The organism is Polaromonas sp. P4_F9 (assembly GCF_056401235.1).
Genome location: NZ_JBFUJT010000024.1, coordinates 40,012 through 52,997 on the forward strand (window position 1 = coordinate 40,012; position 12,986 = coordinate 52,997).

Consider the following 12,986-nt stretch of genomic DNA (forward strand, 5'->3'; position numbering starts at 1 on the left):
GTCCGAGCGAGCCTGCCACCGGGATCAAATTAACCCATGTGCTTAACCCACGTGCGTTTTCACCCAGGCTACATACTGGTCCACCCAGCCCTGCAAAAACTTCTTGATGCCATCCCCAGCGCTGCCGTCCGCATTGAAAACCCCCTCTTTGGCCTGAACGAACGCCTCGGGCTGGCCCAGTACCGGCACATCGAGGTAAGCCAGGATGTTGCGCAAGTGCTGCTGGGCCAGTGCCGTGCCAAGGGCGCCGACGGAGATTCCGATCACACCCGCGGGCTTGCCCGCCCATGCGTTCTGGCCGTAGGGGCGCGAAGCGTGGTCAACGGCGTTTTTTAGCACGCCGGGCAGTGAGCGGTTGTACTCGGGCGTGACAAACAACAAACCCTGCGCCGCGGCGATCTCGCCCTTGATGCGCTTGACCTGCTCGGACGGGTTTCCGTCGTCGTCCTGGTTGTACAGCGGCAAATCGTCAATGCGCAGATGGGTAAAGCTGAACTCGGCCGGAAACAGCTTTTCCAGCGCCTTGGCGAGTTTCTTGTTGAAGGAATCCTTGCGAAGACTGCCGACGACGACGGCAATGGTGTATTTGGCCATGAGATTCTCCAGGAAATCGATCAGACGTTGATTGAATGGAAATGACAGCCCCCATATGTAAAGCACTTCGAGCAAGTGCTTTGTAGGACTGAAGCTAACAATACGCCTCATCACGCTGATTCACGTTCAATCAATCAGGCAGCCGCTTGCCCAGCGGCACGCCGTTCAAGTGGGAACTTGAAAAGCACGGCGAAAAGCTTGATGGCAGCTGACTGGCCGACGAGGGCCGCGACGCTTGCGCGCGATAGACAGCGCCGCCATGACGCCGACATAATCCCAAAAGAACTGCCACAGCGCTCGGGCGTTCTGCGCATTCAGAGCCTTCCCGCCTGCTGTCGGTTCTATGCCCGACTTAACTCCCCAATAACGAAAAAGTCCATGCTGGGTAACGCGCAATCTCCTTGTGACAAAGGAGTCATTCAGGCACAACGCTGCTTGCCCAGCACTTCCTCGGCCTCTTCCCTACTGACTTCGCAGCCATCTTCTGCCGGTGCAGACGCCGCCGCCCGAAAAGGCTATGCCCTGGCCGCCACCGTCCTCGGTTCGTCCATGGCCTTCATCGACGGCTCGGTCGTCAACATTGCCCTGCCCGCCATCCAGCGCGACTTTGCCAGTAGCGCCGGCGCCGGCCTGGCGGCCATGCAGTGGGTCATCAACGCCTATCTGCTGGCGCTGGGTTCGCTAGTGCTGGTGGGTGGCTCGCTGGGGGACAGGTTCGGGCGGCGCAGCATTTTCATCACCGGCATTGCGCTTTTTACCGCCGCGTCGGCGGCCTGCGGGCTGGCCTCCGGCACGCTGGCCCTGATTGCCGCGCGGGCGCTGCAGGGCGTGGGCGCGGCGCTGCTGGTGCCTGCCAGCCTGGCCATTATTGGCAACGTGTTTGAAGGCGACGCACGCGGCAAGGCGATTGGCACTTGGGCGGCTTGGGCGTCCATCACGGGTGCGGCGGGTCCGGTACTGGGCGGCTGGCTGGTCGATGCAGTGTCGTGGCGCGCCATCTTTTTCCTGAACGTACCGCTGGCCGTGGCCACCATCTGGCTGGCCGTCTATGCCGTGCCCGACAGCCGCGACCCCGATGCGCCGCGGCATTTCGACTGGCTCGGTGTGTTGCTGGTGGCCAGCGGGCTGGGTGCCCTCACCTATGGGCTGACGCTGGCGCCCGAGCGCGGATGGGGCCACGCGAGCGTGCTGTGGCCTCTGGTGTTTGGCGTAGTCGGGCTGGCTGCTTTTGCCGTGGCGCAGGCGCGGGTGCGTGCGCCCATGATGCCGCCGGCGCTTTTCAGGTCGCGCGACTTTGTCGGTGCCAATCTGCTGACACTGCTGCTGTACTTTGCGCTGGTCGGCGTGCTGTTTTTTCTGCCCTTTGTGCTGATTGGCGCCTTCCGCTATTCGGCCACCGCAGCGGGTGCCACGCTGCTGCCCTTCTCCATCATTTTGGGCTTGCTGTCCTCTGCGGCCGGCAAGGCCATGGATCGTTTTGGCGCCAGGCTCATGCTTATCTGCGGTCCGGTGATCGCCGCTGCCGGCCTGGCGTTGATGGCGCTGCCGGGTGTGGGCTGGTCTTACTGGGCGGGCTTTTTTCCGGCCATGGTGGTGCTGGGCCTGGGCATGACGATTGCCATTGCACCGCTCACCACCACCGTGATGAACGCGGTGTCGTCGGCCCACGCCGGGGTGGCCTCAGGCGTGAACAACGCGGTGGCGCGGGTGGCGGGCTTGCTCGCAGTGGCCGTGCTGGGCGTGGTGTTTGCCGCAGCCTTGGGCGGGCCCCTGGACGGCGCACCCGCGCCTACGCTGATCCACGCGTTTCGCTGGGTGGTGCTGGCAGCCGTGTTGTGCGCGCTGGCCTCGGCAGCCTGTGCCGCCATGTTTTTATCGCCTGCACCCGCGCCGGTTACAAAACGCTAGTACTGCAACCCGGAAGTAGCGAAACATAATGAAAGCGATGGATTCGTGCCCAGGGCAAGGCGCAAGCTGCAGCGAAGGCTTTACGCCTTCGCAAAAATTGCAACGCCGCCATGGGTGCGAAGACGCGCTTTCATGTTTCGATATTTTCGGGTTGTAGTACTAGGGCCTGTCAGAACCCGGCCAGCACCGACCCCTTGAATTCGGTCTGGATGAACTTGCGGATTTCTTCAGAGTGGTAGGCCTTGACCAGCTTGGCCACCCAGGGCTTGTCCTTGTCTTGCTCGCGCACAGCCAGCAGGTTGACGTAAGGTGATTTGGCCGCTTCCTGCGCAATCGCGTCCTTGGCGGGGTTCAGCCCCGCTGACAGCGCGTAGTTGGTGTTGACGGCCGAGGCGTCCAGGTCGTCCAGTGAGCGCGGCAGTTGCGCCGCGTCCAGTTCCACAAACCTGAGTTTTTTCGGGTTGTCGATCACGTCCAGCGGTGTGGCCTTGAGGCCGGCCTCAGGCCTGAGCTTGATCAGGCCCTTGTCCTGCAGCACCAGCAGCACGCGGCCGCCGTTGGTCGGGTCGTTCGGGATGCCGAAGCGCGCACCTTCCTTCAACTCAGCCAGGCTCTTGACCTTTTTGGAATACAGGCCAATCGGGAAGTTGACGGTGTAGCCGACGTTGACGATCTTGTAGCCGCGGTCCTTGACTTGCTGGTCGAGGAAAGGCTTGTGCTGGTAGCTGTTGCCGTCCAGGTCGCCGGCGGCCAGCGCGGCGTTGGGCTGGATGTAGTCGCTGAACTCGACGATCTGGATTTTCAGGCCGTCTTTTTCGGCAATCTTTTTGACCTGCTCAAAAATCTGCGCGTGCGGGCCGGCGGTGACGCCGATTTTCAGCGGCTTGTCTTGCGCGAGCACGGCGCCGGTGAAGGAGCTTGCAAGTGCCAGCGCGATGGCGGACTGGATGAGGGTGCGTTTGTTCATGGTGTTTCCTTTGGATGATTGAAAAATTGTTGTGTCTTACCCCCTCTCCCCCTGGGAGAGGGTTGGGGTGAGGGTTCGCGGCGTTGGCACCGGTGGCAGCAGATCGACTGCCGCCGGCCCTCACCCCTGCCCTCTCCCAGAGGGAGAGGGAGGAACTTGACCATTCATCAACATCGCTGTGGCAATGCCGATTCATGTCTTGCCACCTCTCCCCCTTGGGAGAGGGAGAAAAACCAATTCAAGACCAGATTCATTTGTGGCTCAACCTGCGCACGGCCCAGTCACCCAGGCTTTGCACCGCCTGCACAAACAGAATCAGCACCAGCACCACCGCCAGCATCACTTCCGGCAAAAAGCGCTGATAGCCGTAGCGAATACCCAGGTCACCCAGCCCGCCGCCGCCGATGGCGCCGGCCATGGCCGAGTAGCCGGTCAGGCTCACAAAGGTGATCGTCAGGCCCGCCACAATGCCGGGCAGCGCCTCGGGCAGCAGCACCTTGAGCACGATCTGCCGCGTGGTCGCGCCCATGGCCAGCGCCGCTTCAATCAGGCCGTGATCGACCTCGCGCAGCGAGGTTTCCACCAGCCGCGCAATAAAAGGCGCCGCCGCAATCGTGAGCGGCACCACGGCTGCCGCCGTGCCAATGGATGAACCCGTGAGAAGGCGCGTCAGCGGAATGATGGCCACCAGCAGGATGATGAAAGGCGTGGAGCGCACCGCGTTCACGATGCCGCCGACCACGCGGTTCACGCCCGCGTTCTGCAGCACGCCGCCCTCGTCCGTCAGCCGCAGGAAAACGCCCAGCGGAACGCCGATCAACGCACCCACCAGGCCTGAAATGCCGACCATGACGATGGTTTCCCACAGCGAGCTGACAAACAGCTCCAGCAGGGCCTGCGAAAAATTACTGAACATGGCTGAGCTCCAAAGTTGATGCGCTGTGGACCTGATCGACATACACGCCGGCGCCGCGCAAATGCGCCACCGCGGCGTTGAGCTGCTCGCGCGCACCGCGCGCAAACACCGCCAGCGTGCCAAACGGCTTGCCCTGAATCTCATCGATCTGGCCATGCACGATGGACAGGTCAATGCCAAAGCGGCGAATCACGTCCGACAACAAGGGCCTGTCAGACTCGTCGCCCGCAAACGCCAGGCGCAACAGCTGCCCTTCTTCGGGGTGCTCGGCACTCATCAGCGTGCGTATGCGCGCCAGCACGCTCTCGGGCAAGTCCTGCGGCACGATCTCGGCAATCAGGCTGCGCGTGGTGTCATGTTGCGGGCGGGTGAAAACGTCAATCACCGGGCCACTTTCGACAATGCGCCCGGCATCAATCACCGCCACCCGGTCGGCCACCTGCTTGATCACCTGCATCTGGTGCGTGATCAGCACAATCGTCAACCCGAACTCCTTGTTGATCTGCTGGAGCAGACCCAGGATGGAGCGCGTGGTTTCAGGGTCCAGGGCAGACGTTGCCTCGTCGGACAGCAGCACCTTGGGCCGGTTGGCCAACGCACGCGCAATGCCCACCCGCTGCTTTTGCCCGCCGCTGATCTGCGCCGGGTAACGGTCTGCCAGCGCCGACAGACCCACCAGGTCGAGCAGCGGTTCGACGCGGGCCTTGATGTCCGCAGCGGACAGGCCCGCAATTTCCAGTGGCAAGGCCACGTTGCCATACACCGTGCGCGACGAGAGCAGATTGAAGTGCTGAAAAATGATGCCGATGTCGCGCCGCGCCACACGCAATGCATCGCCGTTCAGCGAGGTCAGTTCCCGGCCATCCACCAGCACCTGGCCGGCGGTGGGCCGGTTCAGCAGGTTGATCACCCGCACCAGCGAACTTTTGCCCGCACCGCTGCGGCCAATGATGCCGTATACCTCGCCGGGATTGATTTGAAGGTCGACGCCCCTCAACGCCTCGACCGGGCCCGTGGACCCCTTGTACGTTTGAAAAATACCCTTGAGCTCGATCATGAAAACCCGTTATGCCCCTCACCTTTTACGCAAGCGTGGTGGGCTCTTTTTTTGGAACAGGTAGGGAATTTAGAGGCATCTCATCAAAACTCAAAAGAATATTAAATAGATTGAATAGATTATTAAGTAGTTTGTATCAAAAATGCAATTCCTGCAAAGCAGGACAGCGCCTGTGCCTGTGCCCTTTCCGCAGTATTTAAATACGGTGAATCGGCCGCCCATCCCGTGAAAAACCCAGCTGGGGAAAAATGGTGTGTCCAAGTTCTACCGCCACCGCCTCCACGAGGCTTGGCGCGCATGAAATGACGACACTTGACTGACCGCTCGCCATGACCAGCCGTAACGCCACCGTAGACATAACCAAAGGCATCGCAATCATCCTGGTTGTGCTTGGTCATAACTGGGCGGTTTTGCAGGACAAGGGCGAGCTCTTCCGGGTTATTTACTCGTTTCACCTGCCCCTGTTCTTTTTTCTCTCGGGCTTGTTTCTCAAGGACTCCGACCGCCTGGGGAAGTTTGCGCTGTCCCGGGCAGACGCCCTTTTGAAGCCGTATTTCGTTGTGTTGATATTTCTGGGCATCGCAGAGGCATTCGATCCGGCAGCCGTCCCAACAGCCGATGCATCCCCGCTTGCTTATTTTTCCGGTGTCATTTATGCCACCGCCTCCACCATCGCGTGGGCGCCGCTATGGTTTTTGCCGCATCTCTTCGTGGCGTCGCTCGTGTCCATGGCAATCCTGCGCGCCACCACGGCCGCCGGGAACCGCCGGGCCTGGATCTTCCTGATTGCCTCGGCCCTTCTGGTAACCGGGATACGGCTCATAGACTGGTTCTGGCAAATCGATACCTCGCAGTTGCCGTTCATGGGCCTGAACCGATTGCCCGGGCTTCCGTGGAGCCTTGACCTGACATTCATCAGCTCGGCCTGTATCCTGTTCGGATTCCTGCTCAGGAAACGGGTGATATCGATGCATTTCAGCGCCATCGGGTTTCTTGTTTCGACCACCACATTCGCCTTGCTGCATTACTACTTTGACGAAACCATGGATTTGAATCTGAGGTTCTACGGCGACCCGCTCATTTCTTCCTTACAGGCTGCCCTGGGCATCTACATTGTTCTCTGCACCTCTTCGCTGTTGCAGAAATATGCGGTATTGCGGCGTCCGCTGACCTACATAGGATCAGGCAGCCTGCTCATCCTGGTGTTTCATTACCTCGCTCAGGGACGGACCTTCCTGATACTTTCCCGCATCAGCCACAACGGCCACCTCAACAGTGCGGCAAGCCTTGCCGCAGGCGTGCTGCTCCCATTGTTCATCCTGGAAATTACCAGGCGCCAGCGGCATTTGGCGGCACTAGTCCTGCCCCGAAAATTCAGCCCATCATTTCGGCAAAATGCTCCGGGGAAATTGCCATGAACCACGAGCTATCGCGCCTAGCGGCCGCCATCCACATCAATGAACCACGCCACGAAGCGCTTCGTCTGGCCTTTGGCCTTGCCTGTGCCACCCGTGTGCAGCACCTGCTGGAAGACCCCAAGGCCATCGATTACCTTGCTACGCTTCAGGCCATCGTTGACGGCAAACTGGATAGGCCCGCCCTGGCACAGGCCGCGCAGGAAATTGCCGCGCTTGCCAACAGCCACCGGGGCTCCAACTCCATTGACGGCTCGGCGCATGCGGCCGTCTCTGCTACCTACGCCGTAGCCAACGCGCTGGCCGGCCGTGCCCTTGAAGCGGCCAGCTACGCGGCTTACGCTGCCGTCTATGGCTATGGCGGCTATGCGGTCACCGATCCGACGGCTTTTGAGGGCGAGTTCGCGTGGCAGGTTGAGAAATTCAAGGAGCTGGCCGCGGCCTGCGCGGTATAAACGTCGGGTCTTCTTTTTTCACCTCATCTTCATGGCCGCCCTCTTCATCTCCGCTTTCCTGCTCGGGCTTCTGTTCAACGCCCCGCCCGGCGCCGTGTTTGCCGAAACCGTGCGCCAGGGCGTACGCGGCGGGTTCCGGCCTGCCCTTGCCGTGCAAATCGGATCGCTGGCTGGAGATGCGCTCTGGGCCCTGCTGGGGCTGGCAGGCATAGGACTGCTCCTTCAATTGGAATGGATTCGCTGGCCCGTCGGCATCGCCGGGGCTGTGTACCTTTTCTGGCTTGCCCGGGATTCCTGGGTTTCCGCCAGCCAGGAGTTCTCTTTAACCGGCTCGGCGACGGTCGAGCCCAAACGGGCCATGCGTGCCGGCGTACTCCTGTCCGTGACCAACCCGCAAAACATTGCCTATTGGGCCGCCCTGGGAAGCGCCCTTGGGGCCATCGGCATCCATGAACCAAAGGCCTCCGACTACGCCATCTTCTTTTTGGGGTTCATGGTGTCGTCGGTGGTGTGGGCTTTCTTCTGCGCGGCAGTTGTTGACAGAATCTTTCGTCGCGCAGGTACGCGGTGGGCCAAGGCCACCTACAAACTGTGCGCCGCCGCGTTCCTGGCGCTGGCCCTCGGTTCGATGCGCGATCTCATTGTTCAGTCGTCGCCACTTCCGCAAAAAGACAAGCCCGCCATTGCCGGCAAGCCCTGAATCCTTGTGACCGGTTCCAACAGGAGAAACCATGCAACTCATCGGAATGCTTGACTCACCTTACGTTCGCCGCGTAGCTATTTCCCTGCAGCTTCTCGGTCTGCGTTTCGAGCATCGCTCGGTCTCCGTGTTCAGCACCTTCGCCCAGTTTCAGCAGATCAACCCCGTGGTCAAAGCGCCCTCGCTGGTCTGTGATGACGGCCAGGTCCTCATGGATTCCACGCTGATCATCGACTACGCCGAAGCGATCGCCGCCCCGCGCAAGAGCCTCATGCCCGCCGCAATTCCAGAACGCCAGCAGGCCCTGCGCGTGATCGGCCTGGCCCTCGCTGCCTGTGAAAAAAGCGTCCAGATCGTCTATGAGCGCAAGCTCCGGCCTGCCGAAAAATTGCATCAACCCTGGGTGGCGCGCGTCACCGGCCAGTTAATGGCGGCTTACGACTTGCTCGAGTCGGAACTTCAGCGCAAGCCGCTGGCAGTGAGCCGCGACACCATCGGCCAGGATGGCGTGAGCGCGGCGGTGGCGTGGCACTTCACGCAAGCGATGCATCCGGAAGTGGTACCCATGACCCGCTACCCCGCTTTGCGTGAATTCTCGTTGCAGGCGGAGCAACTGCCGGAATTCATGGCGGCGCCCCACAGCGACCTCACTTACCACGACAATCGCTAGCTGACCCGCTGCCGCAGCGCGGCGGCGGCGTGGCAATTCATGCAAATGATGCGGCAGCCGGCGCCCTTGAAGCCAAGCCCGCAGGCCGGCTTTCTGCAAACTCCGGCAGGTACCCGGCCAGTTGGTCGAAATTAACCACTATCCACGGGCACACCCAGTGGCGCACCCAGCGGGCCATGGCAATCCTCGGGTCACCCATGCGAAGGCTGTTGGCAAACCGCGGGCTATTGAAAAAATGCGCGACATACCGATCCACCAGCGGTGTCGCTTCGTCGGCTACCCAATCCAGAAACGCCGGCGACATGTTGAGGCAACTCGCTTTGACAAGATCATTCACGAGGTCGTCCAAGGCGGCAACGGCGATGATGGAAGCTTCTTTGACGGAAATGGAGCGTGTACGAATCATGAGACGGGAAACAACGGTAGAAATTGCGGGAAGCATGTGAAACAAAAAAAATGACGAGGCTCAATCTTGCACGAGGAAAATGACACCTCGATGTCGCCCATGCCGCCCATGCCGTCATTTATGCCAACGCTGTTTGGGCACCGCGGGCACCGGACTTAAACTCACAGCTTCGGGCGGCAATGTATCGCCCCTGCCCTGGGGCCACAAACCGCGCCAGCCGACGACCACACTCGCCCGCCGCAAGTCGGCCCGCACCCGTCTTTCACCTTCCTGAGCCTTTGTCTATGCCATTTTCTTCACTGGGCTTCTCGCCGGCGCTGTTGCCGGCTTTTCTGCGCGCCATTGGCGACAAAGGCTACCGTGCACCCACCGCCATTCAGTCGCAAGCCATTCCGGCGATCCTGCTGGGGCGCGACGTGGTGGGCTCGGCCCAAACCGGTTCGGGCAAAACAGCCGCGTTTGCATTGCCCATGCTGCAGCAACTGGCAAACGCGCCCACTGGAACACCACGGCCTACCCGGGGCCTGATCCTGGTGCCCACGCGCGAGCTGGCGGCGCAGGTGGGTGAAGCCATCGCCGGCTTTGCCAAATACCTGCCGCAGCGCGTCAAGGTAGCTGTGGTGTTTGGCGGCGTGTCCATCAATCCGCAGATGATGAACCTGCGCGGTGGCGCGGACATCGTGGTGGCCACTCCGGGGCGCCTGATCGACCTGCTTGAACACAACGCACTGAAAATTTCTGAAGTGAGCACGTTGGTGCTGGACGAGGCAGACCGCCTGCTGGATCTGGGCTTTGGCGAAGAACTGGGCCGCATCCTTGAGCAGCTTCCACCCCGGCGCCAAAACCTGTTTTTCTCGGCCACGTTCCCGCCAGCCATCGAGGCGCTGGCTGAAAGCATGCTGCACAACCCGCTGCGCATTGAAGTGCAGGCGACACCCGAGGCCAAGCCCGACATCGCGCAGCGCGCCATTGAGGTCGATGCCAGCCGCCGGACGCAACTGCTGCGCCACCTGGTGCAAACCGAAAAGTGGGAGCGTGTGCTGGTGTTCGTGGCGACCAAACACGCCGCAGAAATCGTTGCAGACAAACTGCGTAAAGTGCACATCGAGGCCGAGCCCTTTCATGGCGAGCTGAGCCAGGGCAAACGCACCCAGGTTTTGCGGGACTTCAAGATCAAGGCCGTGCAGGTGGTGGTGGCTACCGACGTGGCCGCGCGTGGCATTGACATTGCGCAGATGCCGGTGGTAGTGAACTATGACCTGCCCCGCTCAGCGGTGGACTACACGCACCGCATCGGCCGCACCGGGCGGGCGGGTGAAAGCGGGCTGGCTGTGAGTTTTGTGAGTGCGGGCACTGAAGCGCACTTCAAGCTGATCGAAAAACGCCAGGGCATCACGGTGCCACGTGAACAGGTTGCAGGGTTTGAACCGCTTGAGACGCAGGCGCCCAACGCTGCTGATCCCGCCTCAACCGGCGGTATCAAGGGCAAACGCCCGAGCAAAAAAGACAAGCTGCGCGAAGCAGCCGCACGCGCGCAGACGCAGGATAAATAGCAAGGCGGACAGCGAAGCTGCGCCTATTGCGTATCGGCTTCGCTCCCGGCAGCGGTGGGCCGGGCCGCGCGGTGGCCGTGCTTTCTCACCACCTCCACATAAAACTGGTCGCCGCCCTCTTTCACCAGGGCATCCACGGAACTGATCAAGTCAGCAAACGGCACCCCGGAAGCCGTGGCTTCGCTGGCGCCTGACTTGCAGTCAAAGTCCCAGAAATCAACGCCCGCCGGCAAGGCTTTGGCACGTTCGCGTTTGATGTATTTGCGGATGTCGTGCTTGGCGGCGTCGAGCAGGCGGTCGCGGTTCTTGCCTTCGATGTTGAGTTGGTACGTTTTTCTCACGGGTATCCCTGGTGTGTCATTGGTGTGTCAGGTGTGTGGCGAATGCCGCCGGCAGGCGCATCAAAATTGCGCAGCCTGGTTCAAAAGAACCCGATTATCGGCCCCTGGCACGGGTCTAGGCCAAACAGCCAGCAAAGGCCACAATCTGCCCGGCACAGGGTTTGCTTGCGATTTCGCGTGCCCTGTGCACCTCGCGACTTCCTTTATCAAAGGAGATTGACATGCTCGGTTTAACGCCTCTAGGAACCATTCACACCGCAATCAGCCTGGTTGCTGTCGCCGCGGGTGTGATGGCTTTTTTCCGCGACAAGGAAATTCTGGCCAGGTCCACGCTCGGCAAGGTCTATGTGGTCACCACCATCCTCACCTGCCTGACCGGTTTTGGCATCTTCCAGCATGGCGGCTTCGGCAAGCCCCATGTGCTGGGCGTCATCACACTGCTGGCATTACTGCTGGCGGCCGTGGCGGGCCGCGGCAAACTGTTGGGCCGTGCATCGCCCTATGTGGAAACCGTCAGCTACTCGGCGACTTTTCTCTTTCACCTGATCCCCGCCATCACTGAAACATCGACCCGCCTGCCGCTGGGTGCACCGTTGCTGGCCAACGCGGAAGCGCCGGAACTGAAGGTGCTGACCGGGGTACTGTTTGTGCTGTTCTTCATTGGCGCGACACTGCAGGCGCGACGTTTGCACAGCAGGAATGCCGCGCTGGCCGACGCACTGGTGGCGCCTGCTCGCTGAGCTGCGAAGAGCGTCAGGCGGCCAGCAGCACCTTGTCGATTGCCTCGTGCAGGTGCTGCAGGCCAAATGAAACATCGGTGACCACGCCGTTGACATAAAACGCGGGGGTCGAGCGTATGTCCAGATGCCTTGCGCCCAGTATGTGCTCCTGCACGCGCTGCAGGTAGACATGGTCTCTCATTTCGTTCCGGTACCGCGGCATGTCCAGACCCACCTGTTCCGCGTAGTCGAGCAGGTGCTTTTCCGTGAGGTGTTGCTGGTGCGTGAAAAGCAGCTCGTACATGGGCCAGAACTTGCCCTGGGCGCCGGCCGCTTCCGCCGCTTCAGCGGCCAGCTCGGCGTGCGGATGCATTTCCCGAAGCGGGAAGTGGCGAAATACAAAGCGCAACTGCTGGCCGAAATGCGGGAGCATCACCTTCAGCCCCGCGTAGGCCTGCAGGCATAGCGCGCATTCAAAATCGCCGTACTCAATCACCGTGACAGCGGCGAATGACTGGCCACGGATGTGATCGGTTGCCCCGTCAGGAGCTAGCAGCGAGTCCCGGGTTTTCATGGCAGTCACCTTTTACGTGCGCCTTTATCTGTGCATTTTTCAGGCAGTATGCGCCAGGGGCAGCCCCATGATCAATGCATCAATGCGGGGCTTAGCCGGCCGCATTCTCCAGCGCCTCATCCAGCGCCTTGCACGAGGGGGAGCACACCGCCTGGGATTTGCCGAGCACCTTTCGGGTGCCCATCAGGGAGCGGGCGCGATGCTTGCCGCACATGAAACACGACATGGTGGCAGCACCAAAAGACGTGGTGGCGGCAAACGGCGATCCCGACACCTTGGACTTGTAGCGCAGGCCGTCAGCGAGGACAGCGGTTTTGGCGTCAGCTCTTGCCATGGTTTGGATCTTCCTTGGGTTGGGTTGTTGAACGGTTCATGGCCTGATGAATGGCCGCTTTAGCCTCGCGCTCTGCAGCCAGCGAGGCGTCCAGTGCGGAGCGGCAGAGGCCCGCATACTGGTAGTTGACGTTTTCATAGAGTTCAGCGGCAGCCGGATGGGTATCCAGCAAGGCGCCCAGCGCCACGCCGGGCTCAACTTCGCTGAGCTCATTGACGAGGTGCTGCACCACGGACAGGTACTGCTCGGCACCCACCGGCTCGGCACTGTGCTCCAGCCGCTCAAGCAGTTCGGCCAGCACGTGCGTTACCGTGAGGTTGGTTTTGGGAGGCTGTGATTTGGTGGCGTTCATGAAAAGAAACTGGGGGTTCCTTCCC

Annotated in this window: 16 protein-coding genes; 7 read left to right on the forward strand and 9 right to left on the reverse strand. The window is 61.1% G+C overall.

The features are described from left to right. Positions 1–42: 42 nt before the first annotated feature. Positions 43–594 (reverse strand): NADPH-dependent FMN reductase, encoded by a 552-nt coding sequence (locus tag AC1DUB_RS19680; RefSeq protein WP_477730908.1) that lies wholly within the window; start codon positions 592–594, stop codon positions 43–45. Positions 595–972: 378 nt separating this feature from the next. Here AC1DUB_RS19680 and AC1DUB_RS19685 point away from each other — a divergent pair, with 378 nt between their 5' ends. Continuing rightward, complete coding sequence (locus AC1DUB_RS19685) at positions 973–2,502, forward strand: MFS transporter (protein WP_477730909.1); 1,530 nt, start codon at positions 973–975, stop codon at positions 2,500–2,502. A gap of 169 nt (positions 2,503–2,671) precedes the next feature. Here AC1DUB_RS19685 and AC1DUB_RS19690 read toward each other — a convergent pair whose 3' ends face one another. The 3 genes from AC1DUB_RS19690 to AC1DUB_RS19700 form a co-directional block, all read right to left on the reverse strand. Next, complete coding sequence (locus tag AC1DUB_RS19690) at positions 2,672–3,469, reverse strand: MetQ/NlpA family ABC transporter substrate-binding protein (protein WP_477730910.1); 798 nt, start codon at positions 3,467–3,469, stop codon at positions 2,672–2,674. Between the two features lie 250 nt (positions 3,470–3,719). Further along, positions 3,720–4,385, reverse strand: a complete 666-nt coding sequence (locus tag AC1DUB_RS19695; RefSeq protein WP_477730911.1) for a methionine ABC transporter permease — start codon at positions 4,383–4,385, stop codon at positions 3,720–3,722. After that, positions 4,375–5,442: a methionine ABC transporter ATP-binding protein gene (locus AC1DUB_RS19700; RefSeq protein WP_477730912.1), complete on the reverse strand. Its 1,068-nt coding sequence runs from the start codon at positions 5,440–5,442 to the stop codon at positions 4,375–4,377. Before AC1DUB_RS19700 ends, AC1DUB_RS19695 begins: the two co-directional genes overlap by 11 nt. A 329-nt stretch (positions 5,443–5,771) precedes the next feature. Between AC1DUB_RS19700 and AC1DUB_RS19705 the strand changes: the two genes are divergently transcribed. From AC1DUB_RS19705 to AC1DUB_RS19720, 4 genes are read left to right on the forward strand one after another with little or no spacing between them, the layout of a single operon-like run. After that, entirely contained in the window at positions 5,772–6,860 is a 1,089-nt protein-coding gene (locus AC1DUB_RS19705) for an acyltransferase family protein (RefSeq protein WP_477730913.1), read from the forward strand. Further along, positions 6,857–7,312, forward strand: a complete 456-nt coding sequence (locus tag AC1DUB_RS19710; RefSeq protein WP_477730914.1) for a putative immunity protein — start codon at positions 6,857–6,859, stop codon at positions 7,310–7,312. The genes AC1DUB_RS19705 and AC1DUB_RS19710 overlap by 4 nt, the downstream gene beginning before the upstream one ends. A 31-nt stretch (positions 7,313–7,343) precedes the next feature. Then, complete coding sequence (locus AC1DUB_RS19715) at positions 7,344–8,012, forward strand: LysE family transporter (protein WP_477730915.1); 669 nt, start codon at positions 7,344–7,346, stop codon at positions 8,010–8,012. 31 nt (positions 8,013–8,043) lie between these two features. Continuing rightward, positions 8,044–8,682 (forward strand): glutathione S-transferase, encoded by a 639-nt coding sequence (locus tag AC1DUB_RS19720; RefSeq protein WP_477730916.1) that lies wholly within the window; start codon positions 8,044–8,046, stop codon positions 8,680–8,682. 37 nt (positions 8,683–8,719) lie between these two features. On the opposite strand, the gene AC1DUB_RS19725 is transcribed toward AC1DUB_RS19720, so the two are convergent. After that, positions 8,720–9,133: a hypothetical protein gene (locus AC1DUB_RS19725; RefSeq protein ID WP_477730917.1), complete on the reverse strand. Its 414-nt coding sequence runs from the start codon at positions 9,131–9,133 to the stop codon at positions 8,720–8,722. Positions 9,134–9,372: 239 nt separating this feature from the next. Here AC1DUB_RS19725 and AC1DUB_RS19730 point away from each other — a divergent pair, with 239 nt between their 5' ends. Then, entirely contained in the window at positions 9,373–10,641 is a 1,269-nt protein-coding gene (locus AC1DUB_RS19730; protein WP_477730918.1) for a DEAD/DEAH box helicase, read from the forward strand. 23 nt (positions 10,642–10,664) lie between these two features. Here AC1DUB_RS19730 and AC1DUB_RS19735 read toward each other — a convergent pair whose 3' ends face one another. Then, positions 10,665–10,982 (reverse strand): DUF6172 family protein, encoded by a 318-nt coding sequence (locus AC1DUB_RS19735; RefSeq protein WP_477730919.1) that lies wholly within the window; start codon positions 10,980–10,982, stop codon positions 10,665–10,667. Between the two features lie 221 nt (positions 10,983–11,203). On the opposite strand from AC1DUB_RS19735, the gene AC1DUB_RS19740 reads away from it, so the two are divergent. Beyond that, a complete protein-coding gene (locus AC1DUB_RS19740) occupies positions 11,204–11,722 on the forward strand; it encodes a hypothetical protein (protein ID WP_477730920.1) in 519 nt (172 codons plus the stop codon). 13 nt (positions 11,723–11,735) lie between these two features. On the opposite strand, the gene AC1DUB_RS19745 is transcribed toward AC1DUB_RS19740, so the two are convergent. From AC1DUB_RS19745 to AC1DUB_RS19755, 3 genes are all read right to left on the reverse strand, one after another. Beyond that, positions 11,736–12,275, reverse strand: a complete 540-nt coding sequence (locus AC1DUB_RS19745) for a DsbA family protein (protein ID WP_011483277.1) — start codon at positions 12,273–12,275, stop codon at positions 11,736–11,738. A 91-nt stretch (positions 12,276–12,366) separates the two neighbouring features. After that, positions 12,367–12,609: a hypothetical protein gene (locus AC1DUB_RS19750; protein ID WP_011483276.1), complete on the reverse strand. Its 243-nt coding sequence runs from the start codon at positions 12,607–12,609 to the stop codon at positions 12,367–12,369. After that, positions 12,596–12,961 (reverse strand): hypothetical protein, encoded by a 366-nt coding sequence (locus tag AC1DUB_RS19755; protein WP_477716798.1) that lies wholly within the window; start codon positions 12,959–12,961, stop codon positions 12,596–12,598. Before AC1DUB_RS19755 ends, AC1DUB_RS19750 begins: the two co-directional genes overlap by 14 nt. Between the last annotated feature and the right edge of the window lie 25 nt (positions 12,962–12,986).

Bases quoted from the DNA above. Each gene is read 5' to 3' on its own strand.
- AC1DUB_RS19740 (WP_477730920.1), top strand. From the start codon at position 11,204: ATGCTCGGTTTAACGCCTCTAGGAACCATTCACACCGCAATCAGCCTG.
- AC1DUB_RS19680 (WP_477730908.1), bottom strand. From the start codon at position 594: ATGGCCAAATACACCATTGCCGTCGTCGTCGGCAGTCTTCGCAAGGAT.
- AC1DUB_RS19695 (WP_477730911.1), bottom strand. From the start codon at position 4,385: ATGTTCAGTAATTTTTCGCAGGCCCTGCTGGAGCTGTTTGTCAGCTCG.
- AC1DUB_RS19700 (WP_477730912.1), bottom strand. From the start codon at position 5,442: ATGATCGAGCTCAAGGGTATTTTTCAAACGTACAAGGGGTCCACGGGC.
- AC1DUB_RS19690 (WP_477730910.1), bottom strand. From the start codon at position 3,469: ATGAACAAACGCACCCTCATCCAGTCCGCCATCGCGCTGGCACTTGCA.
- AC1DUB_RS19750 (WP_011483276.1), bottom strand. From the start codon at position 12,609: ATGGCAAGAGCTGACGCCAAAACCGCTGTCCTCGCTGACGGCCTGCGC.
- AC1DUB_RS19745 (WP_011483277.1), bottom strand. From the start codon at position 12,275: ATGAAAACCCGGGACTCGCTGCTAGCTCCTGACGGGGCAACCGATCAC.
- AC1DUB_RS19715 (WP_477730915.1), top strand. From the start codon at position 7,344: ATGGCCGCCCTCTTCATCTCCGCTTTCCTGCTCGGGCTTCTGTTCAAC.
- AC1DUB_RS19705 (WP_477730913.1), top strand. From the start codon at position 5,772: ATGACCAGCCGTAACGCCACCGTAGACATAACCAAAGGCATCGCAATC.
- AC1DUB_RS19685 (WP_477730909.1), top strand. From the start codon at position 973: ATGCTGGGTAACGCGCAATCTCCTTGTGACAAAGGAGTCATTCAGGCA.
- AC1DUB_RS19710 (WP_477730914.1), top strand. From the start codon at position 6,857: ATGAACCACGAGCTATCGCGCCTAGCGGCCGCCATCCACATCAATGAA.
- AC1DUB_RS19755 (WP_477716798.1), bottom strand. From the start codon at position 12,961: ATGAACGCCACCAAATCACAGCCTCCCAAAACCAACCTCACGGTAACG.
- AC1DUB_RS19730 (WP_477730918.1), top strand. From the start codon at position 9,373: ATGCCATTTTCTTCACTGGGCTTCTCGCCGGCGCTGTTGCCGGCTTTT.
- AC1DUB_RS19720 (WP_477730916.1), top strand. From the start codon at position 8,044: ATGCAACTCATCGGAATGCTTGACTCACCTTACGTTCGCCGCGTAGCT.